The 24,443-nt window shown below is 67.9% G+C and carries 23 protein-coding genes, 1 tRNA gene and 1 pseudogene; 12 read left to right on the top strand and 13 right to left on the bottom strand.

What is annotated here, in order from left to right; genetic code table 11:
• Nucleotides 1-162 precede the first annotated feature (162 nt).
• From G6N26_RS23230 to G6N26_RS23200, 8 genes and pseudogenes are all read right to left on the bottom strand, one after another.
• Entirely contained in the window at nucleotides 163-924 is a 762-nt protein-coding gene (locus G6N26_RS23230; RefSeq protein WP_067171544.1) for a DUF427 domain-containing protein, read from the bottom strand.
• A gap of 7 nt (nucleotides 925-931) precedes the next feature.
• Complete coding sequence (locus G6N26_RS23225) at nucleotides 932-1,204, bottom strand: DUF6295 family protein (RefSeq protein WP_083020422.1); 273 nt, start codon at nucleotides 1,202-1,204, stop codon at nucleotides 932-934.
• Nucleotides 1,205-1,212: 8 nt separating this feature from the next.
• The gene (locus G6N26_RS23220) at nucleotides 1,213-1,968 is read right to left on the bottom strand and encodes a dienelactone hydrolase family protein (protein ID WP_083020421.1); all 756 of its coding nucleotides are present in this window, start codon (nucleotides 1,966-1,968) and stop codon (nucleotides 1,213-1,215) included.
• Between the two features lie 19 nt (nucleotides 1,969-1,987).
• The gene (locus G6N26_RS23215) at nucleotides 1,988-2,785 is read right to left on the bottom strand and encodes a hypothetical protein (protein WP_083020420.1); all 798 of its coding nucleotides are present in this window, start codon (nucleotides 2,783-2,785) and stop codon (nucleotides 1,988-1,990) included.
• A 98-nt stretch (nucleotides 2,786-2,883) separates the two neighbouring features.
• Nucleotides 2,884-4,104, bottom strand: a complete 1,221-nt coding sequence (locus G6N26_RS23210; protein ID WP_083020419.1) for a class I SAM-dependent methyltransferase — start codon at nucleotides 4,102-4,104, stop codon at nucleotides 2,884-2,886.
• A gap of 274 nt (nucleotides 4,105-4,378) precedes the next feature.
• A complete protein-coding gene (locus tag G6N26_RS26265; RefSeq protein WP_232067627.1) occupies nucleotides 4,379-4,714 on the bottom strand; it encodes an HNH endonuclease signature motif containing protein in 336 nt (111 codons plus the stop codon).
• Nucleotides 4,715-4,777: 63 nt separating this feature from the next.
• Nucleotides 4,778-5,630 (bottom strand): annotated as a pseudogene (locus G6N26_RS23205) (DUF222 domain-containing protein); the annotation flags it as partial.
• A 206-nt stretch (nucleotides 5,631-5,836) separates the two neighbouring features.
• A tRNA-Leu gene (locus G6N26_RS23200) sits at nucleotides 5,837-5,910 on the bottom strand.
• 350 nt (nucleotides 5,911-6,260) lie between these two features.
• Here G6N26_RS23200 and G6N26_RS23195 point away from each other — a divergent pair.
• The 12 genes from G6N26_RS23195 to G6N26_RS23135 all read left to right on the top strand — a co-directional run bounded on the left by G6N26_RS23195 (nucleotide 6,261) and on the right by G6N26_RS23135 (nucleotide 20,025).
• A complete protein-coding gene (locus G6N26_RS23195; protein WP_083020618.1) occupies nucleotides 6,261-7,142 on the top strand; it encodes a PPE family protein, SVP subgroup in 882 nt (293 codons plus the stop codon).
• 60 nt (nucleotides 7,143-7,202) lie between these two features.
• Nucleotides 7,203-8,339 carry a PPE family protein gene (locus tag G6N26_RS23190; RefSeq protein ID WP_067165944.1) on the top strand — a complete coding sequence of 379 codons (1,137 nt, stop codon included), beginning with the start codon at nucleotides 7,203-7,205 and terminating at the stop codon, nucleotides 8,337-8,339.
• A 161-nt stretch (nucleotides 8,340-8,500) separates the two neighbouring features.
• The gene (locus G6N26_RS23185; protein WP_036454244.1) at nucleotides 8,501-8,797 is read left to right on the top strand and encodes a WXG100 family type VII secretion target; all 297 of its coding nucleotides are present in this window, start codon (nucleotides 8,501-8,503) and stop codon (nucleotides 8,795-8,797) included.
• A gap of 42 nt (nucleotides 8,798-8,839) precedes the next feature.
• Complete coding sequence (locus tag G6N26_RS23180) at nucleotides 8,840-9,124, top strand: WXG100 family type VII secretion target (RefSeq protein WP_020824001.1); 285 nt, start codon at nucleotides 8,840-8,842, stop codon at nucleotides 9,122-9,124.
• 250 nt (nucleotides 9,125-9,374) lie between these two features.
• Nucleotides 9,375-10,148: a response regulator transcription factor gene (locus tag G6N26_RS23175; RefSeq protein ID WP_067170509.1), complete on the top strand. Its 774-nt coding sequence runs from the start codon at nucleotides 9,375-9,377 to the stop codon at nucleotides 10,146-10,148.
• A complete protein-coding gene (locus G6N26_RS23170; protein ID WP_067170507.1) occupies nucleotides 10,145-11,692 on the top strand; it encodes a sensor histidine kinase in 1,548 nt (515 codons plus the stop codon). The genes G6N26_RS23175 and G6N26_RS23170 overlap by 4 nt, the downstream gene beginning before the upstream one ends.
• A 253-nt stretch (nucleotides 11,693-11,945) precedes the next feature.
• Complete coding sequence (locus G6N26_RS23160) at nucleotides 11,946-12,035, top strand: potassium-transporting ATPase subunit F (protein ID WP_083018684.1); 90 nt, start codon at nucleotides 11,946-11,948, stop codon at nucleotides 12,033-12,035.
• On the top strand, nucleotides 12,036-13,709 hold the full coding sequence (gene kdpA, locus G6N26_RS23155; protein WP_083018686.1) for a potassium-transporting ATPase subunit KdpA: 1,674 nt from the start codon (nucleotides 12,036-12,038) through the stop codon (nucleotides 13,707-13,709).
• Nucleotides 13,706-15,856, top strand: coding sequence for a potassium-transporting ATPase subunit KdpB (kdpB, locus tag G6N26_RS23150; RefSeq protein WP_083018688.1), 2,151 nt, complete (start codon nucleotides 13,706-13,708; stop codon nucleotides 15,854-15,856). The genes kdpA and kdpB overlap by 4 nt, the downstream gene beginning before the upstream one ends.
• 1 nt (nucleotide 15,857) lies before the next feature.
• A complete protein-coding gene (locus G6N26_RS23145; protein ID WP_083018690.1) occupies nucleotides 15,858-16,739 on the top strand; it encodes a potassium-transporting ATPase subunit C in 882 nt (293 codons plus the stop codon).
• A gap of 11 nt (nucleotides 16,740-16,750) precedes the next feature.
• The gene (locus G6N26_RS23140) at nucleotides 16,751-19,348 is read left to right on the top strand and encodes a sensor histidine kinase (protein ID WP_083018691.1); all 2,598 of its coding nucleotides are present in this window, start codon (nucleotides 16,751-16,753) and stop codon (nucleotides 19,346-19,348) included.
• Nucleotides 19,345-20,025: a response regulator gene (locus tag G6N26_RS23135; RefSeq protein ID WP_067170488.1), complete on the top strand. Its 681-nt coding sequence runs from the start codon at nucleotides 19,345-19,347 to the stop codon at nucleotides 20,023-20,025. Before G6N26_RS23140 ends, G6N26_RS23135 begins: the two co-directional genes overlap by 4 nt.
• A 50-nt stretch (nucleotides 20,026-20,075) precedes the next feature.
• Here the strand turns inward: G6N26_RS23135 and G6N26_RS23130 are convergent, their stop codons facing one another.
• The 5 genes from G6N26_RS23130 to G6N26_RS23110 are packed head-to-tail and all read right to left on the bottom strand — an operon-like array spanning nucleotide 20,076 to nucleotide 24,260.
• Nucleotides 20,076-21,026 carry a Ppx/GppA phosphatase family protein gene (locus tag G6N26_RS23130; protein WP_083018693.1) on the bottom strand — a complete coding sequence of 317 codons (951 nt, stop codon included), beginning with the start codon at nucleotides 21,024-21,026 and terminating at the stop codon, nucleotides 20,076-20,078.
• Complete coding sequence (locus tag G6N26_RS23125; protein ID WP_067170482.1) at nucleotides 21,020-21,508, bottom strand: DUF501 domain-containing protein; 489 nt, start codon at nucleotides 21,506-21,508, stop codon at nucleotides 21,020-21,022. Before G6N26_RS23125 ends, G6N26_RS23130 begins: the two co-directional genes overlap by 7 nt.
• Nucleotides 21,501-22,190 carry an FtsB family cell division protein gene (locus G6N26_RS23120; protein ID WP_083018695.1) on the bottom strand — a complete coding sequence of 230 codons (690 nt, stop codon included), beginning with the start codon at nucleotides 22,188-22,190 and terminating at the stop codon, nucleotides 21,501-21,503. Before G6N26_RS23120 ends, G6N26_RS23125 begins: the two co-directional genes overlap by 8 nt.
• 1 nt (nucleotide 22,191) lies before the next feature.
• Nucleotides 22,192-23,484, bottom strand: coding sequence for a phosphopyruvate hydratase (eno, locus tag G6N26_RS23115; RefSeq protein WP_083018697.1), 1,293 nt, complete (start codon nucleotides 23,482-23,484; stop codon nucleotides 22,192-22,194).
• Between the two features lie 47 nt (nucleotides 23,485-23,531).
• Nucleotides 23,532-24,260 carry a lytic transglycosylase domain-containing protein gene (locus tag G6N26_RS23110; protein ID WP_095578113.1) on the bottom strand — a complete coding sequence of 243 codons (729 nt, stop codon included), beginning with the start codon at nucleotides 24,258-24,260 and terminating at the stop codon, nucleotides 23,532-23,534.
• Nucleotides 24,261-24,443 lie beyond the last annotated feature (183 nt).

The following is a 24,443-nucleotide window of genomic DNA, read 5'->3' as shown; positions in this document are numbered from 1 at the left end:
ACCCGTAGCGAAACGCAGGCAAACCCTCTTCCGGCGGATTTCGCCTTCGCCGCTAACGATTCGCGTTTGTGCTCGACTGAGGCTTTAGTAAGGAAATCTCAGGATTTGCCGCCGACGAGGCGAATATCACACCGCCCGAAAACGCCGTTAGATGGTTAGCCGCTAGCTGAACTGCGTCTGCGGCCGCGTTGACGTGGCCCCGTCGACGACGATGTCGAGTTTTTCGTTGTAGAAGGCGATCAGACCGGCGATCTGACCGACCGCGGGCAGCGGGTAGTGGTAGGTCCACGCCAGGTCCTCGTGCACGATGTCGCCCACCCGCACCGACCAATAGCCCGACGTCGTTCCCTTGTACGGGCACAACGTCTCTGTGGCGCTGGGTTGCAGGTGCTCGAAGTCGACGTCGGTGGGGTCGATGTAATACCTTGTGGGTAAGCCGGTTTCGAACAGCAAGACGGGAGACCGGGTGTCCGCCAAGGTGATTCCGTCGAGTTCTACCCGGACGTGTCGGTGTGAGCGCAGCGCGTCGACGCGCGCATAGGGGTTGCGCGGGTGACCGTAGATCGGCTCGTCTTCTTCGAACCAGCGCAACGGATTCCATTCGAACCGCACCGTGCCCGCCAGAGGGCTGTCGCTGTCGGCGTCGAACACCCGCGCGGCCGACTCGTGCGTCTGGCCGCCGGCCGCCAGGGAGTACAGCCTCGACGGACCGAATTGCACTGTCTGGGCGTGGTTTTCGTCGCGCAGGAACTCGGAACGGACATCGGCCAGCGGGATGTAGTACTGCGGGTAGTAGGGGACCTCCCACACGTATCGGGCGGCGGTGGTGTCGAAGACCAGCGTGTCGCCCAGAAAACCGCGCACGCGGCGGGGCGCGGGTTCGATCCTGCCTCGGGCGGCGGCCATCTGCGGATAGTCAGTCATGTTCGGCCTATTGATCTTTGGAGGCCAGCCCGGCCGGTGCGTGGGCGATCGCTTTGTGGATGGCGTCGGCCAGCGCCAGGGCGCTTTCCTCGGTGAGTTCCAGGGCCACCCGCGCCGATGGACCGAGCTGCGGGTTGATCACGTCGATGTTGACCGTGTGGCCGTAGGGTGCGTGGACGGGGTGGTCGACGTACACGGTCGCCCTGTCGGCGCCGAACCACCCGGTGGCGCCCTTGCCGCTGCCGTCGATCTCGACGTGTTCAGTGAGATAGGTGCACATGGCCGTACCTAACCTTTCAGGTGGGTGCCGAAAAACTCGTCGATGCGCCGCCACCCGTCCACCGCCGCCTCCGGCCGGTATGCGGGCCGGTCGACGGAGAAGAAGGAGTGCCCCGCCCCCTCGTAGGAGTGAAACTCGTGCGGCTTGTTCAGTCGGGTGAGTTCGGCGTCCAGGGTGGCCACGCCTTCGGGGGCGGGGAATCGGTCCTCGCGCCCGAACAGGCCCAGCAGCGGGCAGCTCAGGTCGGCGGCCAGATTCAGTATCGGCCGCATGGTTTTGGGCATGCCTTCGGGCGGATCCTCGACGATGAAGGCGCCGTAGCAGTCAACCGCCGCGTCGAAGGGCAGCGAGGATGCCGCCAGGTAGGCGTGCCGCCCGCCCGAGCAGTGCCCGATGACACCGACCTTGCCGTTGGCCCCCGGCAGGCCGCGCAGCTGCTCGACGGCGCCCGCGACATCGCCGACCAGTCGCTCGTCAGGCACCCCGCCGGCCGCGCGCGCCGCTGCGGCCGCGTCGTCGGGCGCGGCCCCCGGCGCCTCGCGCGAATAGAGGTTCGGCGCCACGGTGTGATAGCCGCTGACCGCGAGCCGGCGAACGAACTCCTTGGTCTCCCGGTCGTAGCCGGGCATGTGGTGAATCCACACGACGCCCCCGCGCGACCCCGGCGCGAGCGGCACGGCCTGGTAGGCCTCGATCTCGTCGCCGCCGTGACCGGTGATGGTGATCGTCTCGGCGCGGATGGCGTCGGGGCTGGGCGCGTTCATCACGACTCCTTGTGGGGGTTCAGTGCCGCTTGTCGCGCACCTTATACGTCGATGGCCACGACTTGCGGGAGTCGTCTCCGGTCAACGGGGTGCCCATCCCGCCGACCTTGACGGCGTACGCCTCTTTACCGGGTCCCACCTCCCGATTGGCGTGTTCCTGCGCGAGGAAGTACAGCTCGTCGATGGTGGCCTCGTCGTAGGCGACGAACGAGGTTTCCCGCGCCACATCGTCGATCCCGACCAGCATCCGGTCGGGCAGCAGCCGCGAGGCCACCGCGGCCAGGGCCAACAACCCAAACGGGATGATCCAGTAGCAGAGGAACGACAGCGGGGTCTTGGTGTCCAGGATCAAGGCCGAAGGCGCGCCTTCGGGTCGCTGGGCGATCGACGGGATGGCCGACGACACGGTCATGGCGGCGAACGTCGCGACCCAGACCCAGCCGAGGGTCTGGACGACGCGCCCGAACAGCTCGGTTTTGACGACGTCGGAAGCGTGTTCCGCCGCGGCGGACTCGGCCACAAACGGCTTGCCGAGCAGCATCCCGATCAGCGTCACCACCAAGATGCCGGCGTTGCTCAGCGTCAGTATCCACCGCTCGAGGAACGACTGACTGAGCGTGAAAGTCAGCACGGCGAGGATCAAAAGCGCTGTGACAGAAGCGAAGTCAAAGAACTGCCACCGCCTGCCCGTCACCCCGCCCAGACCCAGGCTGGCCGCGGCGACCGCCAGCGCGACCAGCACGGCAGCGGCGAAAGGAACGTTTCCGACAAGGACCCAATACACAATCCACGGCGCGAGACCGAACAGCATGCCCATGCTGGGTCAGTGTATGAGTGACGGTTTGCCGGGCTGTCGGCGGCAGGCCCAAAGTATTGGTCCGGCGGTAAAGCACGTCCCCCAACCGATCTCGGGGCCTAACCGGACGGCGTCGTGTTCAGCGCCATCGCCAGGAAGTCGAGGCGCCACAGCGACCGGAACAGCTGGTGGCCGAATTCGCGCACCTGCGCCCCGTCGTCCGCGCTGCCCTGGGCCACCGACTCGACGATCTGCCGGATGGTGCGCCGGCCGTCGACGCGCTGGACGAAGGGCAGTTGGGCCGGCGTGAGCCTCACTTTCGCGCCGGGCAGGTGAATCTCGTCGCCGGACAGGAGGCATGCCGTCCGCGGCAGCGGGACGTAATCGAGGGACGCCGGCGTCGAGAAGTCGAGTGCATAGTCCTGCGTCGGCCGTTCGGGTCGGCAGGCGACAAAAAAATGTGTGGCATTGGCCGGTTGCAGACGTTCCATCACCGACCACAGCGTGGCGTCGGGGACTTGGTTCAACAGCGACTGGAACGGGCCCGGCGGCGCGACGAACGCATCGTGCGGGTAATACGGCGAATTGCGCAGCCAGCCCTGGAACGCCAGCCCGGCGTCGCCGACCAGATCCAGGCACTCCTCGACGGTGTAGCTGCGTTGGCGGGCGTGCAAGAAGGTGTCGACCAGCGCCCCGTCGGACATCAGGTCACGCGCGCCCTGTAGGTAGGGCCGGACAGGGTGGTCGGCGGGCAGCGCCGCAACCGCCTCCTTGACCAGCTGAACCGACGCGTCGTCCTGCGACAGCCCGAGGTCGCGAAACGCCGATTCGAGCAGCTCGACGCCGAACCTGCCGTATTTGGCGTAGAGCATGATGCCCAGCGCGCCGTCGCGCCGCAGGCAGCGACCGAGCGCTTTGAGCCCGACGAGCGGGTCCGCCATGTGGTGCAAGACGCCGGTGGAGACTATGAGGTCGAAATCGCGGGCCAGCGCCGGGGCCTCTTCGATGGGTAGCAGGTGCAGTTCGAGGTTCAGCAGCTGGTGCTTGTCCTTCAGATACTGCTGGTGATCCAACGCCGACCGGCTGACGTCTATCGCGACGACCTTGGCGGCGCGGTTCATGAAGGCGAAAACCGCCGCCTGGAATGTGCCGCAACCCGCGATGAGGATGTCGAGATCCGGCCGGTATGCGCGGTCGGGCCATAACACCCGGTGGGTCCAGAAGGGATCGAACCAATCCCAGTGGTTCTGGGTCCACGCCTCGAGATCGGTTACCGGGGGCGGATATTCCCAGCGATCGTACTGGCGGGAGACACGGTCCGCCCGCGGATCCTCGGACACCTTCGCGCTGGCTCCTTCGCGGTGGCGGCTCGCACAACGGTCTCGAACAACTTACTTGGCATGGCGTGTTTCGGCAGCGCTGAATGCGGGCGCAAACATGCTCTGCTTGAGCGCCACCGGCAGTCGGGTATTGACTGCGCGGCGCGGAGGTCTTGGGATCGCGGGTTGGCGGTGGGCGCGATTGTTTGTGCAGCCCGACGTCAGTGACCCGTGGTGTGAAACGAATTATTTGATGCACCAACATGTTTGCGTCGATGCAGTCCCGGTAGCCGGGCTAGTTGTTGGTCGGTGGTGGTTGGGGTTGGAAGGGGTCATACCACCACCAGTGGGCGCGTTCGCCGGTCGGGCCGGGGCAGGGCGCCACCGCGGGCGGGGACCCAGTGGGTGGGCGTGCCAGTGATCCCGGGCTCAGGATTCGGCCGGTGTCGTCGGTGACGATGAGAGCGTGCGCGGGTCCGGTGAGGGTGATCTCGCCCCGGTGGTGCAGCCGGTGGTGATAGGGGCAGACCAGGACCAGGTTGGCCAACTCGGTGGGGCCGCCGTCTTCCCAGTGCCGGATGTGGTGGGCGTGCAGACCGCGGGTGGCGCCGCACCCGGGTATCGCGCACATGCGGTCGCGGTGCTCGAGGGCGCGGCGCAGGCGCCGGTTGATCACCCGGGTTGCCCGGCCGGCGCCGATGGGCTCGCCGTGGCGCTCGAACCAGACTTCACAGGTGGCATCACAGGTCAGGTAGCGGCGTTCGGCGTCGGGCAGCAGCGGACCCAGATGCAGCGCGGCCGCGCGCTGGGCGACATCGAGGTGGGCCACCACGGTGGTGTGCTGCCCGTGGGGGCGGCGGGTGGCCTCGGCGTCCCATCCCGCTTCGATCAGGCGCATGAACGCCTCGGCCGTGCCCGGCACCGGCGGCACCTGATCACCGGCGCGGTCGCCGTTGCCGTGGTCGCGCTTCCATTCGGCGATGAGCGCGTCACGATGCGAGGCCAACGCGGTGTCGAACGTCGCGGCATCCACGTGACCCAGGGTGATCCGATAACACGCCCCCTGCTCGGTGGCGGTCGCGATAAACGACCGCTCACGCTCGGGACGCGGGTCGGGGTCAGGACGCGGCTCCAGCTTGACCGCGGTGCGCAGCTGATTGACCGTGGCGACCGCGGCCAGTTGGGCGTAATGGTCATCAGATCCCTGGCCCGCGTGTGCGGCGATCACCCCCACCTGATCAGCCGACAGCCGACCCTGGGCCAGGCCCCGCGGCGCAGCGGGGAAACTCCTCCAGCCGGCCAGCGATGGTGCTGATCGTGTGGGCATTGCCCGACGAGCAGCCCAGCTTCCAGGCCACCAACGCCGGCACCGACCGCGCACCGGTCACACCGCACAATTGGTCGCGATCGATCTCGGCCACGATCTCCACGATGCGCCCATCAATCGCATTGCGCTGACCGGCCAACTCCGCCAACTCCTCGAACAACACCTCAAGGCGGTCGCTCGCAGTCACCACCTCGGCGTCAACAGATGCGATCGAAGACATAACGCCATCATCGCAGCGACCACCGACAAAACCGGGGCCGTCGGATCCCGCTCGCCGGAAAGCAACACGTCTATCGGCAGCAATCACCGCGAATCACGAATCGTGAGCCAAGTCAGGACAAATCGTCGGGTGCATCCGCGTCCCGCAGGTGTTCGGCGCGACACGGCCGCCGGATCACGTGGGCCAGCCGAACTGCACACAATCGGTGCCCCCAGTCGGACTCGAACCGACACTTGGCGGATTTTAAGTCCGCTGCCTCTGCCAATTGGGCTATGGGGGCCCGGCGGCGAATCTAGCGCGTGAAACCGCGACGCGCGGCATCGCATCCCGGCCGGTATTTGCCAGATGTCAAAGATGCGGGGCCCATACCCATCGATTAATATCCGCGCGCCGCGCGCGATTTCGCCTTCCCGGCGCCCGCACTCAGATGACGTCCCGATGTCGCCCGACAGGGTCTTGTTAAAACTGCCGCCCTTGTCGTTAAGAAGCCGTAAACGACTGTAACCCCAGCTCATTGGGTGGGGAATGTGGAGTTGTGGCTCGCTAGCGTTACGCCAACGCACAGCGGCCGTTACGTGAACACACAGCGATCCACACCGGGGATCGGCTCGTTCAGCATAGGAGCAACAGATGTCGTTTCTGACAACACAGACTGAAGAAATGCTAGCCGCGGAGACGTTGCTGTCCGGAATCAACAGCAACCTGGCAGCCCAAAACACCGGCGCCGCGTCGGCGACGACCGTCATCGCCCCCGCCGCCGCCGACCCGGTGTCGGCCCAGCAGGCAGCCATCTTCTCGGCGTACGGCACCCAGTACCAGACGATCGCCGCCGAGGCGCAGGCGCTCCTCGAGCAGTATTCGCAGACCCTGGGCATCAGCTCCAACAGCTACGGCGACACCGAGGCCGTAAACGCCAGCCAGGCCGCCATCCAAGCATTGGACGCCGCGGATTCCGGCACCTCCTCGGGCGTGGGATCCAACCCGATCGACATCCTCGCCTGGCTGCTCGGCTACAACGGCCAGTCCAGCGGCGGTCTCGGTGGCATATTCGGCCTCTCGAGCAACACCGCCAATATCGGCAACATCGGCATCGGGAACTGGTCCTCGGCCACGTCGAACCTGCTCGGCCTCGCCGGTGGCGGCCTGCTGGACACGTCCGCCGACGCCGGTGCGGCCGCCGCGGCGGACCTGGCCACCGATACCGCCCCGGCCAGCGTCGGTGTGGGCGGCGTGGCGGGCGTGGGCGCGGTGCCGACCGCCGCGATGGGCCAGGCGACCATGGTCAACAAGCTCTCGGTGCCGCCGAGTTGGGCCGGTTCCACCCCGGTGGCGGGGTCGAGCGCCGCGCCGCTGCAGACCGTCGGCTGGACCGCCGCCGCGCCGCAGGCCGGGACGGGAACGGTGGTACCGGGCATGCCGGGAGTCGGCGCGATGGGGCGCAACGGCGCCGGCTTCGGCGCGCCGCGCTACGGCGTCAAGCCGATCGTCATGCCGAAGCCGACCGCGGTCTAGGCGCTCACGCTCATCCCGATAGACGTCGAATCCGAACAGGCAAAGGGAGCGGAATAACAAATGGTGCTTGACTTTTCAGCGATACCACCAGAGGTCACCTCGTCGCTCATGTATGCGGGTGCGGGCTCCGCGCCGCTGATGGCCGCCGCGACGGCGTACGCCAACCTGGCCGCCGAAGTGAGCGCCACGGCCACCCAGTGGGAGTCGATCATCTCGTTGCTGACCACCGAGCAGTGGACCGGAGGGGGGTCGACGGCTGCCGCCGCCGCCGCGCAGCCCATCGTGTCCTATCTGACCGAGACGGCGTCGACGCTCGAGCAAGCGAGCGCCCAGGCCACCGCCTCGGCGGCCGCCTACGAGGCGGCGTTTGCGGCGACGGTGCCGCCACCGGTGATCGCGGCCAACCGGACGTTGCTGGCGACACTCGTCGCGACGAACTTCCTGGGCGTCAATTCGGCCGCGATCGCGGCGACCGAAGCGCAGTACGCCGAGATGTGGGTCCAAGACGCCACGACGATGGCCACCTATCAAGCGGCCTCGACGGCGGCCGGCGTCCTGACCCCGGTGACCCCGCTGACGTCGACCACCGACCCGGCGGCCGCGGCGGCCGTCGACAACAGCGCGGTCGCCTTCGACGCGGTGAACGGCACCACGCAGGCGACCGGCCTGGACCTGTCGTCGCTCACCAGCGGTGGCGGCCTGCTCGACGCGATCGACCACCTGGAGGGGACGCCGTCGTTCTTCAACGCCACCAACGGCGCAATCAACACCGCGGCCTGGTGGGTGTGTGCCGCGATCCCGAACGCGGTGTCGCTCGGGCACACCCTTGGGGCGGTGCAGTCGATCCCGTTCTCGCTGGCCGACTCGGTTGCCCCGGCGGCCGGCGCGGCCGCCATCACGCCCGGCATGACGGTGGGCTCGGTGTCGGGCGCGGGCGCGTCGGCGGCGCTGGGTGAGGCGTCCGCGGTCGGCCGCCTCTCGGTGCCGGCCGGCTGGAATGCGGCCGCCCCGGCGTCGCTGGCTTCGGCCACCGCCCCGCTCGAGGGCTCGGGTTGGACGGCCGCGGCCGAAGCGGAGGGTGTGACCGCGATGCCCGGCATGCCGGGAATGGCGGCGGCCGCCAAGGCCGGCGCGTACGGCACCGGACCCCGGTACGGCTTCAAGCCGATCGTCATGCCCAAGCAGGTTGTCGTCTGAGAAGGGACCGCTGATACGGGAATAAGGGGGTACAGGTCGCCCGTTTGCGGCGAACAATTAACCGGCAGGCCGTAATCTAGTTAAACCGCGGCCACCGCCGCATCAATTAGCACTGTTAAGACTTCGGCCGACTGAAGCTATCAAGATAGGAGACAGCCGAGATGGCAACACGTTTTATGACCGACCCGCACGAGATGCGGGCGATGGCGGGCCGTTTCGAGGTCCACGCCCAGACCGTCGAGGACGAGGCTCGCAAGATGTGGGCGTCGTCGATGAACATCGCCGGCGCGGGCTGGAGCGGCCAGGCGCAGGCGACGTCGTATGACACCATGGGCCAGGTCAACCAGGCCTTCCGCAACATCGTCAACATGCTCCACTCGGTGCGCGACGGGCTGATCCGCGACGCGAACAACTACGAGCAGCAAGAGCAGGCCTCGCAGCAGATCCTCAGCAGCTAGCCCAGATCTACTGCTGCCCAATACTTTTAAGGAGCCAAGCAAATGAGTATTAACTACCAGTTCGGCGATGTAGACGCCCACGGTGCCCTGATCCGCGCCCAGGCCGCGTCCTTGGAGGCCGAGCACCAGGCCATCGTTCGCGATGTGCTTGCTGCCGGTGACTTTTGGGGCGGTGCCGGTTCGGTCGCGTGCCAGGAGTTCATCACCCAGTTGGGTCGCAACTTCCAGGTGATCTACGAGCAGGCCAACTCCCACGGACAGAAGGTTCAGTCCGCGGGCAACAACATGGCCAGCACCGACAGCGCCGTCGGGTCCAGCTGGGCCTGACACCTCGTCTCTGTAAAACGGGGCCGTGCACCGACCGGTGCGCGGCCCCGTTTGCGTCTGCTGCTCAATCGATTAAACCCGCTGGCGCGCAATCACTTTCGTGGCCGCGCCCCGCCAAGCATCCGTGTCGTCAGGCCAACGGCTCTGCATCCCAGGGGCTTTCGCGAGCGCGCCCGCCCATCCGCTTACATTTGAGAATTCTATGAACTGCGTGACAATCCGGTGTGTGGCCGGTCAGAATTGGAGGGACATGACCGCCATGGCCGGATACTCAGGCTCGCAGCGCCCCCGCCAAGCCATCCTGGGGCAGCTGCCGCGGATCAACCGTGCCGATGGCTCACCTATCCGGGTTTTGCTGGTCGACGACGAGCCGGCGCTGACCAATCTGGTCAAGATGGCCTTGCACTACGAGGGCTGGGTGGTCGACATCGCCCACAACGGGCGCGAGGCCATGGCCAAGTTCGAGCGAGTCGGCCCCGACGTACTCGTCCTGGACATCATGCTTCCCGACGTGGACGGGCTGCGGATCCTCGAACGGGTGCGCCAGTCCGACGTCTATACCCCGACGCTGTTTTTGACCGCGCGCGATTCGGTGATGGACCGGGTGACCGGCCTCACCGCGGGCGCCGACGACTACATGACCAAACCATTCAGCCTGGAGGAATTGGTCGCCCGGCTGCGCGGGTTGCTCCGCCGCTCCGGCCCGCCGCCGACGCCGACCGCCGAAACCCTCGTGGTCGGCGACCTGCGGGTCGACACCGCCAGCCGGGAAGTCACCCGCGGTGACACCGCGGTGTCGCTGTCCTCCACCGAGTTCGAGCTGCTGCGGTTCCTCATGCGCAATCCGCGGCGCGCGCTGAGCCGCACCGAGATCCTGGACCGGGTGTGGAACTACGACTTCGCCGGGCGCACCAGCATCGTGGATCTCTACATCTCCTACCTGAGGAAAAAGATCGACTCCGGCCGGGAGCCGATGATTCACACGGTCCGCGGCGTGGGGTACATGCTGCGGCCGGCGGAATGACCCAGGACGGGACCACCGCGTCCGGGATCTTTCCCCGGTGGTTTCCCTCGTCGCTGCGCCGCCAACTCCTGTTGGGGGTGCTGGCCGTGGTCAGCGTGGTGCTGATCACCGTCGGCCTCGTTTCCGTGCTCAGCCTGCGCGGCTATGTCAACGCCATGAGTGACGCCGACATCGCCGAGTCGCTCGTCGCGTTCAGCCACCAGTACACGAAATACCGCAACGGCGAACACAGTTCGGCGCATCCGGGCACGTTGCCCATCGGCGAGGCGATGCTGGAATTCACCGGACAAACGCCGGGAAACCTCATCGCCGTGCTGCGCAACGGCGTGGTGATCGGTTCGGCGGTCTTCTCCGAAGGCGAACCGAGACCAGCGCCGGACGACGTCGTGCGCGCGTTGGAAGGGCAGTCGTGGTCCGGCGGACCGCCCAGGACCGAAATGCTGGGCAGCCTGGGGTCTTACCGCCTCGACAGCACCGTGGACGGCTCCGACGTGCTCGTGGTCGGGATGTCGCAGAACCTCGCCGACCGGACCATCGCACGCAAGCAGATCACCACGATCGCGCTGACCGCCGGGGCGCTGGCGCTCACCGCGGCGCTGACCGGGTGGGTCGTCGGGTACACACTTCGCCCGCTGCGCCGCCTCGGCGCCATCGCGGCCAACGTCGCCGCCATGCCGCTCGCCGATGACGACCACCGGATCAGCATCCGGGTGCAGCCGCGGGACACAGACCCGCAGAACGAGGTCGGGATCGTCGGCCACACGCTGAACCGCTTGTTGGACAACGTCGATGGCGCCCTGGCGCATCGCGTCGAATCCGATTTGCGGATGCGGCAATTCATCAGCGACGCCAGCCACGAACTACGCACTCCCCTGGCGGCGATTCAGGGCTACGCCGAACTCACCCGTCAGGACAGTTCAGAGCTGCCGCCGACCACCGAGTACGCGCTGGCGCGCATCGAATCCGAGGCCCGGCGGATGGCGCTGCTCGTCGACGAGTTGCTGCTGCTTTCCCGGCTGGGTGAAGGCCAAGACCTGCAGTCCGAGGACGTGGACCTGGCCGCGGTGGCCAACAATGCGGTGAACGACGCAACCGTGGCCGCGCTGACCCACCACTGGGTCAAAGACCTCCCCGACCACCCGGTGTGGGTGCGAGGCGATCACGCCCGGCTGCATCAGTTGGTCAGCAACCTGCTCGGCAACGCCCGTGTGCACACACCGCCCGGGGTCACGGTGACGACCGGAATCGCTTGCCACCGTGGCGGTCCCGAGCCGCCGTTCGTGGAATTGACCGTCACCGACGACGGGCCCGGCATCGACGAAGAGCTGCTGCCCAGGCTGTTCGAGCGGTTCGTGCGGGCGGACAAGTCGAGATCCGACGGTTCGGGACACGGACTGGGCCTGCCGATCGTCAGTTCGATCGTCAAAGCTCATCATGGTTCGGTCACCGTGGAATCCACGGAGGAGGAGACGGTTTTCCGGGTACGGCTTCCCCTGATCGAACGGCCGAAACCGGCGCGTAGCGCCGCGCGCCCGGGGCGTTAACAAACCGTAAAGGTGCACGGTAGCCGCGTTAGGAAACCGTCAACCGCATGCCCTACCCGGGCGTTGCCCAGTTAATTTCAAGCTGACTTTGCCTTCGAGCTGTCGCTCGACGGTGGGGCCACCCGGCGGAGTCCCTTGCGTAGGCACGTGATTGGGCGCGGAACGGAGACGAGATGGCAGTGGCGGCGTACGTCATGCTGACCGTGGCGGTGTTCGCCGCGCTCGGCGTGGTTCAGAAGCTGGTCGAGCGGCTATGAACTACCAAAACACCGTCGGCTTGGTGCTTTCCGTCCTCATCGCGCTCTATCTCGGGGGCGCCCTGCTGTTCCCGGAGAGGTTCTGAGTGAGCACGACAACGGCCGGGATCATTTTCCTCGTTGTTCTCGTCGCGGCGGTGGCGGTTGTCCATGTGCCGTTCGGGGACTACATGTTTCGTGTCTACACCTCGGAAAAGGATTCGTCTGTCGAGCGGGTGGTCTATCGACTGATCGGCGTTGACGCGCGCTCGGAACAGACGTGGGGGGCCTATGCCCGAAGTGTGCTGGCGTTCTCGTCGATCAGCATTCTGTTCTTGTTCGTGTTCCAGCTCGTCCAGGACAGGCTGCCGCTGCACCTGCACGACCCGGCCACCACACTGACGCCCTCGCTGGCGTGGAACACCGCGGTCAGCTTTGTCACCAACACCAACTGGCAGGCCTACTCCGGCGAGACGACACAGGGACATCTCGTACAGATGGCCGGCCTGGCGGTGCAGAACTTCGTGTCGGCCGCGGTCGGGATGGCGGTCGCCGTGGCGCTGGTGCGCGGGTTCGCCCGCACCCGCACCGGCGAACTCGGCAACTTCTGGGTCGACCTGGTGCGCGGAACGTTGCGCATCCTGGTGCCCATCGCCCTCGTCAGCGCGATCCTGCTGATCGCCGGCGGGGCGATCCAGAACTTCCACCTGCACGACCAGGTGATCACCACCGTCAGCGGCGCCCAGCAGACCATCACCGGCGGGCCGGTGGCCAGCCAGGAGGTCATCAAAGAACTCGGCACCAACGGCGGCGGCTTCTACAACGCGAATTCCGCGCACCCCTTCGAGAATCCGACCGGCTGGACCAACTGGCTGGAGATCTTCCTCATCCTGGTGATCGGGTTCTCGCTGCCGCGCACGTTCGGCCGCATGGTCGGTAACACCAAGCAGGGCTACGCGATTGCGGCCGTGATGGCGACGCTGTACATGGCCAGCACCACCTTCATGCTGTGGTTCCAGACGCAGCACCACGGCACGGTGCCCACGGCGATCGGCGCGGCGACGGAGGGGGTCGAGCAGCGCTTCGGCGTCACCGACTCGGGCGTGTTCGCCGCCGCGACGACGCTGACGTCCACCGGCGCCGTCGATTCCGCGCACGACTCGCTGACCAGCCTGGGCGGCATGATCACGATGTTCGACATGCAGCTGGGTGAGGTGGCGCCCGGCGGCACCGGCTCCGGCCTGTACGGCATTCTGGTGCTGGCGGTGATCACCGTGTTCGTCGCGGGCCTGATGGTCGGGCGCACCCCCGAATACCTCGGCAAGAAGATCACCCCGCGCGAGATCAAGCTCGCCGCAAGCTATTTCCTGGTGACTCCGCTGATCGTGCTGACCGGCACCGCGATCGCGATGGCGCTGCCGGGCGAACGCGCCGGCATGCTCAACGGCGGACCGCACGGACTTTCCGAGATCCTCTACGCGTTCACCTCGGCGGCCAACAACAACGGGTCGGCCTTCGCCGGGCTCAGCGCCAACACCGACTGGTACAACACCGCCCTCGGCCTGGCCATGGCATTCGGCCGGTTCCTGCCCATCGTGCTCGTACTGGCGCTGGCCGGATCGCTGGCCCGCCAGGGCAGTACACCGGCCTCGGCGGGCACCTTGCCCACGCACCGCCCACAGTTCGTGGGCATGGTCGCCGGCGTCACGTTGATCGTCGTCGCCCTCACGTTCCTGCCCATGCTCGCGCTCGGGCCTCTCGCCGAAGGAATTCACCGATGACCGCGACCGCGCTTCAGCCGACCGCGCAGACGCAGCCGGCGGTGTCCGGCGGCACCAAACGGGTGCAGGGCGGCCTGCTCGACCCGTCGATGCTGTGGCGCTCGACTCCGGGCGCGCTGCGAAAACTCAACCCGCGCACCCTGTGGCGCAACCCGGTGATGTTCATCGTCGAAATCGGCGCCGCGTGGAGCACCGTCCTGGCGATCGCCGCGCCGAGCTGGTTCGCCTGGCTGGCCGTGGTCTGGTTGTGGTTGACCGTGCTGTTCGCCAATCTCGCCGAAGCGGTCGCCGAGGGCCGCGGCAAGGCCCAGGCCGACACGCTGCGCCGGGCGAAAACGCATACCGTGGCCCGGCGGCTCAAGGACTGGGCGCCGGGGGCCGCCGCGGTCGAGGAAGCGGTCGCCGCAGCGCAATTGCGCCAGGGCGACGTCGTCGTGGTCGAGGCGGGCCAGGCGATCCCCGGCGACGGTGACGTGGTGGAAGGCATTGCCTCCGTGGATGAATCGGCCATCACGGGCGAGTCGGCGCCGGTCATCCGCGAGTCCGGCGGCGACCGGTCGGCGGTCACCGGCGGCACGACCGTGCTGAGCGACCGGATCGTCGTCAAGATCACCCAGAAGCCCGGCGAGAGTTTCATCGACCGGATGATCGCGCTCGTCGAGGGCGCCAACCGGCAGAAGACCCCCAACGAGATCGCGCTGAACATCCTGCTGGCCGCGTTGACGATCATCTTCGTCTTCGCCGTCGTGACCCTGCAGCCCCTGGCGATCTACTCCAAGGCGAACAGCCCCGGCGTCCCGGATGGCCAGGCGCTCAATGCAAGCGGCGTCACCGGCATCGTGATGGTGTCGTTGCTGGTGTGTTTGATCCCGACGACGATCGGCGCGCTGTTGTCGGCCATCGGCATCGCCGGCATGGACCGGCTGGTGCAGCGCAACGTCCTCGCCATGTCCGGGCGGGCGGTGGAAGCCGCCGGCGATGTCAACACCCTGCTGCTGGACAAGACCGGGACCATCACGCTGGGCAACCGGCAGGCCGCGGCTTTTATCCCGCTCGACGGTGTCTCCGCCGACCAGCTGGCCGACGCCGCACAGTTGTCCAGCCTCGCCGACGAAACGCCCGAGGGCCGTTCGGTTGTCATATTCGCGAAGCAGCGCTTCGGGCTGCGGGCCCGCACCCCGGGCGAGCTCTCACAGGCCCAGTGGGTGGCCTTCTCGGCCACCACGCGGATGTCGGGCGTCGACCTCGACGGACACCTGCTGCGCAAGGGCGCGGCGAGCTCGGTCGCGGAATGGGTGCGCGGCCAAGGGGCCGACGTCCCCGCGCAGCTCGGCGAGATCGTCGACGGCGTCTCCGCCGGCGGCGGCACGCCGCTGGTCGTCGGGGAAAGCGTCGACGGGCACGCGAGAGTGCTCGGTGTCATCCACCTCAAAGACGTGGTTAAGCAGGGCATGCGTGAGCGGTTCGACGAGATGCGCCGGATGGGCATCCGGACGGTGATGATCACCGGCGATAACCCGTTGACCGCCAAGGCGATTGCCGACGAGGCCGGCGTGGACGACTTCTTGGCCGAGGCCACCCCGGAGGACAAGCTCGCGTTGATCAAGCGTGAGCAGGCGGGCGGCAAACTGGTTGCGATGACCGGCGACGGCACCAACGACGCGCCGGCCCTGGCGCAGGCCGACGTGGGCGTGGCGATGAACACCGGGACGTCGGCGGCCAAAGAGGCCGGCAATATGGTCGATCTCGACTCGGACCCTACCAAGCTCATCGAGATCGTGGAGATCGGCAAGCAACTGCTGATCACCCGCGGGGCGCTGACGACCTTCTCGATCGCCAACGACATCGCGAAGTACTTCGCGATCATCCCAGCGATGTTCGTCGCCCTGTTCCCCGGCCTGGATCTGCTCAACGTGATGCGGCTGCACAGCCCGCAGTCGGCGATCCTGTCCGCCGTCGTCTTTAACGCGATCATCATCGTGTTGCTGATCCCACTCTCGCTGCGCGGTGTGCGCTACACACCGAGCAGCGCGTCGAAACTGTTGAGCCGCAACCTGTATGTCTACGGCCTGGGCGGCATCGTCGCCCCGTTCATCGGAATCAAGGCGATCGACCTGATCGTCCAATTCATCCCCGGGATGTCCTGACATGACGAATTTCGTTCGCCTGCATGGTGCCGCTCTGCGTGCGCTGCTGGTGCTGACCGCGATCACCGGCCTGGCCTATCCCCTGTTCGTCGGGGCGGTCGCGCAGCTGCCGGGATTGCGCGAGCACGCCGAAGGGTCGATCCTCACCGCGGACGGTAAGCCGGTGGGCAGCAGGCTGATCGGCCAGCCGTTCACCGATTCCGGTGGCAACCCGCTGCGACAGTACTTCCAGAGCCGACCCTCGGCCGCCGGCGCCGGCTACGACCCGACCTCGTCGGGCGGCAGCAACCTCGGGCCGGAAAGCATCATCGACACGCCCGCCAAGCCGAGCCTGCTGACCCAGGTGTGCTCGCGCAGCGTCGCGGTCGGCAAAGCGGAGGGGGTCGACGGCTCACGGCCGTTCTGCACCGGCGGCGGCGTGGGTGCGGTGTTGTCGGTGATCGGCCCGCGCGACGCGCGCGGAAACGTCGTCCACCCGACGCGGGTGGTCAGTGTCAACGAGCCGTGCGGATCGACGCCGGCGCCGTTCCTCGTCCGCTACGAAGGCGTGCGCGTCGAGTGCGCCCGGTACGGCCCCAAAACCGGGGAGGACTACTCGAGCGGACAGACCGTGCCCGTGCGCGGGGCCGCGCCCGCCAACCCGGCCGTGCCGGCCGACGCGGTCACCGCCAGCGGCAGCGGCCTCGATCCGAACATCTCGCCGGCCTACGCCGACATCCAAGTGGCGCGGGTCGCCAGCGCCCGCCATGTCAGCCCAGATGAGATCCGCGCGGTGGTAGCGCAGAACCGGAGCGGCCGCGCGCTGGGGTTTTTCGGTGAACCGTGCGTCAATGTGCTGCAACTCAACCTGCAACTCGACCGCCGGTATCCCGTCACGAGTTAGCTCCGAGGGGGATGATGGTTGACGTGAGTGACGTCAACCTCCGCGGCCGCCACCCCAGGCGGGGGGAGCTACGCATCTATCTCGGTGCTGCTCCGGGCGTGGGTAAGACGTATTCGATGCTGGGTGAGGCACATCGGCGGCTGGAGCGCGGCACCGATCTGGTGGCGGGCGTGGTGGAAACCCACGGGCGTGCGAAAACCGCTGAGCTGCTTGAAGGCATCGAGATCATTCCGCCGCGCTATATCGAATACCGTGGTGGCCGCTTCCCCGAGCTCGACGTGCCGGCCGTGCTGGCGCGCCGCCCGCAGGTCGTCCTCGTCGACGAACTCGCGCACACCAACGCGCCGGGCAGCACAAATCCCAAGCGGTGGCAGGACGTCGAAGAGTTGCTCGACGCCGGGATCACCGTGATCTCCACCGTCAACGTGCAGCACCTGGAAAGCCTCAACGACGTCGTCGCCCAGATCACCGGGATCGAGCAGAAAGAGACCGTTCCGGACCTGATCGTGCGGCAGGCCGCGCAGGTCGAACTCATCGACATCACGCCAGAGGCGTTGCGGCGCAGGTTGTCCCATGGCAATGTCTACGCGCCCGACCGCATCGATGCGGCGCTGTCCAACTATTTTCGCCGTGGAAATCTCACCGCGCTAAGGGAACTGGCGCTGCTGTGGCTCGCCGACCAGGTCGATACGGCGCTGGCCAAATACCGGGCCGAGAACAAAATCACCGACATGTGGGAGGCCCGTGAGCGCGTCGTCGTGGCGGTCACCGGCGGGCCCGAATCCGAGACCTTGGTGCGACGGGCATCCCGGATCGCGTCGAAGTCCAGCGCCGAGCTGATGGTGGTCCACGTCGTTCGCGGTGACGGCCTGGCCGGCCTGTCGGAGTCCCGGATGGCCAAGGTCCGCGAGCTGGCGACCAGCCTGGATGCGTCGCTGCACACCGTCGTCGGCGACGAGGTGCCCACGGCCCTACTCGAGTTCGCCCGCGAGATGAACGCCACGCAGCTGGTGATCGGCACCTCGCGGCGGTCGCGGTGGGCGCGCCTGTTCGAGGAGGGCATCGGCGCGAGGATCGTCGAGCTCTCGGGGAAGATCGACGTGCATCTGGTCACGCACGAGGAGGCCAGGCGCGGATTTCGCACGGCCTCGCTCGCGCCGCGCGAACGGCGGGTGACGTCGTGGCTGGCGGCCCTGATCGTGCCGTCGATCATCTGCGCGATCGCCGTCACGGCGCTGGACCAATACCTGGACACCGGCGGCGAGAGCGCCTTGTTCTTCGTGGGGGTGCTGCTGGTCGGGTTGTTCGGGGGTGTTGCGCCCGCGGCACTTTCGGCGATGCTGTCGGGGCTGCTGCTGAACTATTTCCTGATCGCCCCGCGGCACAGCTTCACCATCGCCGAGCCCAACAGCGCCATCACCGAATTGGTGCTGTTGCTGATCGCGGTCGCGGTGGCGGTGCTCGTCGATTTCGCGGCCAAGCGCACCCGGGAGGCCCGCCGCGCGTCGCAGGAGGCCGAGCTGCTGACACTGTTCGCGGGTTCGGTGCTGCGGGGCGCCGATCTCGAAACGCTGCTCGAACGGGTGCGCGAGACTTACGCCCAGCGCGCCGTCAGCATGCTGCGCGGGCCCGGTGAGGAAGCGCGCCTCGGGGACACCACGAGCGACGTTGTCGCCTGCGTGGGCAGGGACCCTTGTGTCACCGTCGATTCCGCGGACACCGCGATCGAGGTCGGCGACGACGACTTCTGGATGCTGCTGGCGGGCCGGAAGCTGTCGGCGCGGGACCGGCGGGTGCTGAGCGCGGTGGCCAGGCAGGCCGCCGGTTTGATCAGGCAGCGCGAACTCGCCGAGGAGGCCAGCCGCACCGAGGCGGTCGTGCGGGCCGACGAACTGCGGCGCTCGTTGCTCTCCGCGGTCAGCCATGACCTGCGCACCCCGCTGGCGGCGGCCAAGGTCGCGGTGTCCAGCCTGCGCGCCGAAGACGTCGCCTTCTCCGCCGCCGACACCGCGGAGTTGCTGGCGACCATCGAGGAGTCCATCGACCAACTCACCGCGCTGGTCGGCAATCTGCTCGATTCCTCCCGGCTGGCCGCCGGGGTGATCCACCCCGAACTGAGCCGGGTCTACCTGGAGGAAATCGTGCAACGCGCGCTGGTCAGCATCGGCAAGGGCGCCACCGGATTTTTCCGGTCCGCCATCGACCGGGTCAAGGTGGACGTGGGCGACGCCATGGTGGTGGGCGACGCCGGCCTGCTGGAACGCGTGCTGGCCAACCTGATCGACAATGCGCTGCGCTACGCGCCACATTGCCTGGTCCGGGTCAACGCCGGGCGGGTGGGCGATCGGGTGCTGATCAACGTCATCGACGAGGGGCCCGGGATACCGCATGGGGCCGAGGAGCAGGTCTTCGGGGCGTTTCAGCGGCTCGGTGATCACGACAACACCACGGGCGTCGGTCTGGGGATGTCGGTGGCGAGGGGCTTCGTCGAAGCGATGGGCGGGACCATAACGGCCACCGACACTCCGGGAGGCGGGCTGACCGTGATCGTGGAAATGGCTGCGCCGCAAGGCCCGTCCGTCGCCGGCATCAAGGAGCGGGACACATGACTCGCGTATTGGTGATCGACGACGAGCCGCAGATCCTGCGGGCGCTGCGCATCAACCTGTCCGTGCGGGGCTATGAAGTGGTCACCGCGTCGAGCGGCGCGGGTGCGCTGCGCGCCGCCGCCGAGCACAAACCCGACGTGGTGATCCTCGACCTCGGCCTGCCCGACATCTCCGGCATCGACGTGCTGGCCGGCCTGCGCGGCTGGCTCACCGCGCCGGTGATCGTGTTGTCCGCGCGCACCGATTCGTCGGACAAAGTGGAGGCGTTAGACGCCGGCGCCGACGACTACGTCACCAAACCCTTTGGGATGGACGAGTTCCTGGCCCGGTTGCGCGCGGCGGTCCGCCGCAACACCGCGGCCTCCGAACTCGAGCAGCCGGTGATCGAGACCGAATCGTTCACGGTCGATCTGGCCGCCAAGAAGGTCAGCAAGAACGGCGGCGAGGTCCACCTCACCCCCACCGAGTGGGGGATGCTCGAGGTCCTCGTCCGCAATCGCGGCAAGCTGGTCGGCCGCGAAGAGCTACTCAAGGAGGTGTGGGGGCCGGCGTATGCCACCGAAACCCATTACCTGCGTGTGTATCTCGCACAGCTGCGCCGCAAGCTCGAAGACGACCCTTCGCACCCCAAGCACCTGCTGACCGAGTCGGGAATGGGCTACCGCTTCGAGGTGTGAGGGTCGGTGGCGCCGAGCTGCTTCGCACCGGCCCCGTGTCCACCCCCGCGCTACTCGGCGATCGACAGCACGATGCCGTCCAAAATGTCGTGCTCGCTCACCGTCAACTCCTCGATGCCCGCGCGGGCGCGCAGCTCGCGGGCCAACTCCTCCACCACGATCGCTCCCCCGCCGATCACATCGGCGCGGCCCTCATGCATCGGCGGCAGTGCCGCCCGCTCGGCGCGCGTCATCCCGATCAGCCGTTCGCACACCGCCAACAGGTCCGGGCCGGCGACGCGCGAAAGATGAATGGCCGCAGAGTCATACGCCGGCAAACTGTGGGCCAGCGCGGACAGCGTGGTCATCGTTCCGGCCAGGCCGACCCAGGTCCGCGCCCCCTCCACGGGCACCACGCCCAGCGCGACCTCGAGCCGCTCGCGCACGACCTGCCGGGCCGCGGCCACTTCCGTGGGCGTCGGGGGGTCCGAATGCAAGCAGCGCTCGGTCAGCCGGACACAGCCGATGTCGGCCGAGTAGCTGGCCACCACCGCCGCGGCCCCCACGACGATCTCGGTGGAGCCCCCGCCCAGGTCGACGACAACGAAAGGGCCTGCGGCACTGTCTAATTCGCCGACGGCGCCGCGGAACGACAGCTCGGCCTCCTCGGCGCCGCTGATCACCTCGGCCACCGCGCCGGGCACCACCTCGCCCAACACCTCGGCCGTCATCGCGAAGAAGTCGTCGCGGTTGGCGACATCGCGGGCGGCCGAGGTGGCCACCATCCGCACCCGCGAGACCCCGTGCTTCTGCAGCAGCGCGGCGTAGTCCGCCAACGCGGCGCGGGTGCGGGCTATCGCCTCCGCCGCGAACTCACCCGTCGCGTCGACACCTTGACCCAGCCGCACGATTCGCGTCTCCCGATGCACGTCACGCAGCCGCCCGGACCCTTCAACATCGGCGATCAGCAATCGAATCGAGTTGGTACCGCAGTCGATTCCCGCGAGCCGGCCAGTCACCATTGGCCCTCCACCAAAATGCCCGCCATCGCGGGCTCGCCGGCCAAGATCGCCAGCGCCTCGTCGCCGAACGGATTCACGCCCGGCCCCTTGGCCAGCGAATGAGCGATCAGCACATGCAGACACTTGACCCGGTCGGGCATCCCCCCGCCGGTGAACGTGGTGCCCAGCGATTCGATCGCGTCACGCTCGGCCAGATAGGACTCGTGCGCGCGCCGGTACGCGGCCGCCAGGTCCGCGTCGCGCCCGAGCCGCTCGCTCATCTCGCGCATCAATCCCGTCGTCTCGAGCCTGCTCGCCGCCGCCGTCAGCGCCGGATGCGTCAGGTAGTACAACGTCGGAAACGGTGTGCCATCAGGCAATTTCGGCGCGGTCTTCACCACGCCGGGTTCGCCGTTGGGACACCGGTAGGCGATGTCGAGCACCCCGCGCGGCTCACGCCCGAGCTGGCGAGCCACCGCGTCCAGGTCGCCACGATCAACCACCGGGACCCGTGGGATTCGGTGCGGGCGGACCAGGTTCGGCCGGCGGGGCCGGAACTACGGGCGGCGGCGGGCTGGCCGGCGGCAGATGCGGGGCGTCGGCGATGGTGTGCCACAGCGACGTGTACCACGGGTCGTTGTTGACCGGCTTCGCCGACGGCACCCCCGGCTGGGTGGGCTCGGCCGCCGACGGGGGAAGCTGCACCTGGAACGGGATGTCGCCGGGTTTGACGAAGCCGAGCCGCTCGCGAGCCTGCGCCGCAATGTAGGCCGGGTCACCGAGTTTGGTTTTGCGCTGCTCCAAATCCGCGATCTGCCGACGCAACGCGGCCTCGCTGGCGGCCAGCTGATTCATCTCGGTGCGCTGCGCGAAATAGGTGCGCACCGGTCCGGCGATGGTCAGCGTCAGCACGCAGATCACCGCGGCCAGCACCGCCGCGCGCCGCGCGGTGAAGCCCAGCCGTTGCTCGGAGCGAAGCTCTACCGATTCGGCGGCTTGGCGGGCGATGGGTTCGACGACATGCTCTTGCTGCGGGGCGTTGCGGCCGCCGTGGTTCGCCGCGGGCGACGTCCGCGCGGACGGCTTCGACGACGGCTTGGCCGAGCGAGGGCGCCGAACCGAAGCGCCGGCCTTCCCCGGGCGCGATGCCGGGGAACGTCGCTTCGGATCCGGCTTGCCGGGCAAGCTATTTGGCCTCCGGCGGCGTATACCGCGGGAAGGCGAGGTCGCCGGCGTAGCGGGCGGCATCGCCGAGCGCCTCCTCGATGCGCAGCAGCTGGTTGTATTTGGCGACGCGCTCGCTGCGGGCGGGCGCGCCGGTCTTGATCTGCCCGCTGCCGACGGCCACCGCCAGGTCGGCGATCGTGGTGTCCTCGGTCTCGCCGCTGCGATGGCTCATCATCGTGCGGTAGCCGCTGTGGTGGGCCAGCGCGACGGCGTCGAGCGTCTCGGTCAGCGTGCCGATTTGATTCACCTTGACCAGCAACGCGTTTGCCACGCCCTTGTCGATACCCTCTTCCAGGCGTTCGGGATTGGTGACGAAGATGTCGTCGCCGACGATCTGCACCCGGTCACCGAGCGCCGCGGTCAGGGTCGCCCAGCCGTCCCAGTCGTCTTCCGACAGCGGGTCTTCGATGGACACCAGCGGGTACGCGTCGAGCAGCCCGGCGTAGAACTCCGCCATCTGCTCGGCGGTGCGCGTGCTGCCCTCGAACTTGTAACCCGTCCCGTCGGTGAAGAACTCGGTGGCCGCCGCGTCGAGGGCCAGCGCCACGTCGGCGCCGAGTTTGAAACCGGCCGAGTCGATGGCCCGGCTGATCAAATCCAGCGCCGCGGTGGTGCCGGCCACGTCGGGGGCGAACCCGCCCTCGTCGCCCAGGCCCGTGCTCAGGCCCTCCTTCTTGAGCACCGACTTCAGCGAGTGATACACCTCGGCGCCCCAGCGCAGCGCCTCGGCGAAGCTGGGCGCACCGATCGGCGCCACCATGAACTCCTGGATGTCGACGGCGGTGTCGGCGTGCGCGCCGCCGTTGAGGATGTTCATCATCGGCACCGGCAGGATGTGCGCGTTCGGGCCGCCGAGGTAACGGAACAGCGGCAACTCGGCGGAATCGGCCGCCGCCTTGGCGACGGCCAGCGACACGCCCAGGATCGCGTTGCCGCCCAGCCTCGACTTGTCGGGCGTGCCGTCCAGGTCCAGCAGCGCCTGGTCGACCAGCCGCTGATCGTCGGCGTTGAGGCCGATCACGGCCGGGCCGATCTCGTCCAGCACGGCCTGCACGGCCTTCTGCACACCCTTGCCGCCGTAGCGCTCGCCGCCGTCGCGCAGTTCGACGGCCTCGTGCTCGCCCGTCGACGCGCCCGACGGCACCGCCGCGCGGGCAAACGTCCCGTCGATCAGGGCAATCTCGACCTCGACTGTCGGGTTGCCGCGGGAATCGAGGATCTCGCGGGCACCGACCTGCTCGATAATCGGCACTGGGGTTCTCCTTGTTCGCGTAAGGCCTGGGTCAGCGATACATCCTGCTATAACGGGTGACCTTTCGCGTAAGCGGTCGCCCAATCCCGGACCGCCCGCGCATAGACCCCGGAATTGTTGTACGCCCGCAGCGCGGTGATCCAGCCCCGCGGCGTCGCGAGATCCTTTCCGCGCCAACACAGGTAGCCCGCCGCGGCGAGCGCGGCGTCGTCGATGTTGTCGGGGCTGACGCGGCCGTCGTTGTGAGCGTCGACACCATAGAGCCGCCACGTCTCGGGGATGAACTGCATCGGTCCCATGGCGCGCGTCACGCCGTCGCCGTCGGTGAGGTCCTCGTCGCTGTCGACGATGCGCAGCGTCCCGCCGCTGCCGTCCAGCCGGACGCCGCGGATCGGGGGGCTCACATCCCCGTTGGGGGCCAGCGTGGCGCCGCGGTAGGTGCCGTGGTGACTCTCGACCTGTCCGATGCCCGCCAGCGTGGTCCAGGCGATGTGGCACTTCGGGTTCTCGACTTCGGCGACCCGGGCCGCGTACGCGTAGGCCTCGAGCGCGATCACCGGGATCTCCAAGGCCGCCGACCGTGGTTGGGCCCAGTCGCGCAACTGTTCCGCGGGCCGGCCGCTGGCGTGAGTGTCCACCGGCGGCACCGGGTCTCCGGCCGGGGGCGGGACGCCGTCGGGGATGAATAGGCTGAGCTGCCATGTGCAGCTGGAGGCCAGAACGATCGCGGTCGCGCCGATCACAGCGGCCGCGCGCATCCAACGCCTCGGCGACACCATGCTTTCCTGAGCTCCCCTAAACTCGCCTGCTCCAACTCCCGCCACACCATCGTCCCATGCGTCGGGGGACTGCTCGGTTGCGTCGGGCCTTGGCGCACCGACGTCGCGCCGGGTTCAGCTAATCACCGATTAGCCGCTGGCCGCCTTGGCTAGCGTGATCAGACCAAGGCCGACCACGGG

This window comes from Mycobacterium marseillense, assembly GCF_010731675.1.
Lineage (GTDB): Bacteria > Actinomycetota > Actinomycetes > Mycobacteriales > Mycobacteriaceae > Mycobacterium > Mycobacterium marseillense.
This window is presented reverse-complemented; position numbering and strand designations above follow the sequence as displayed.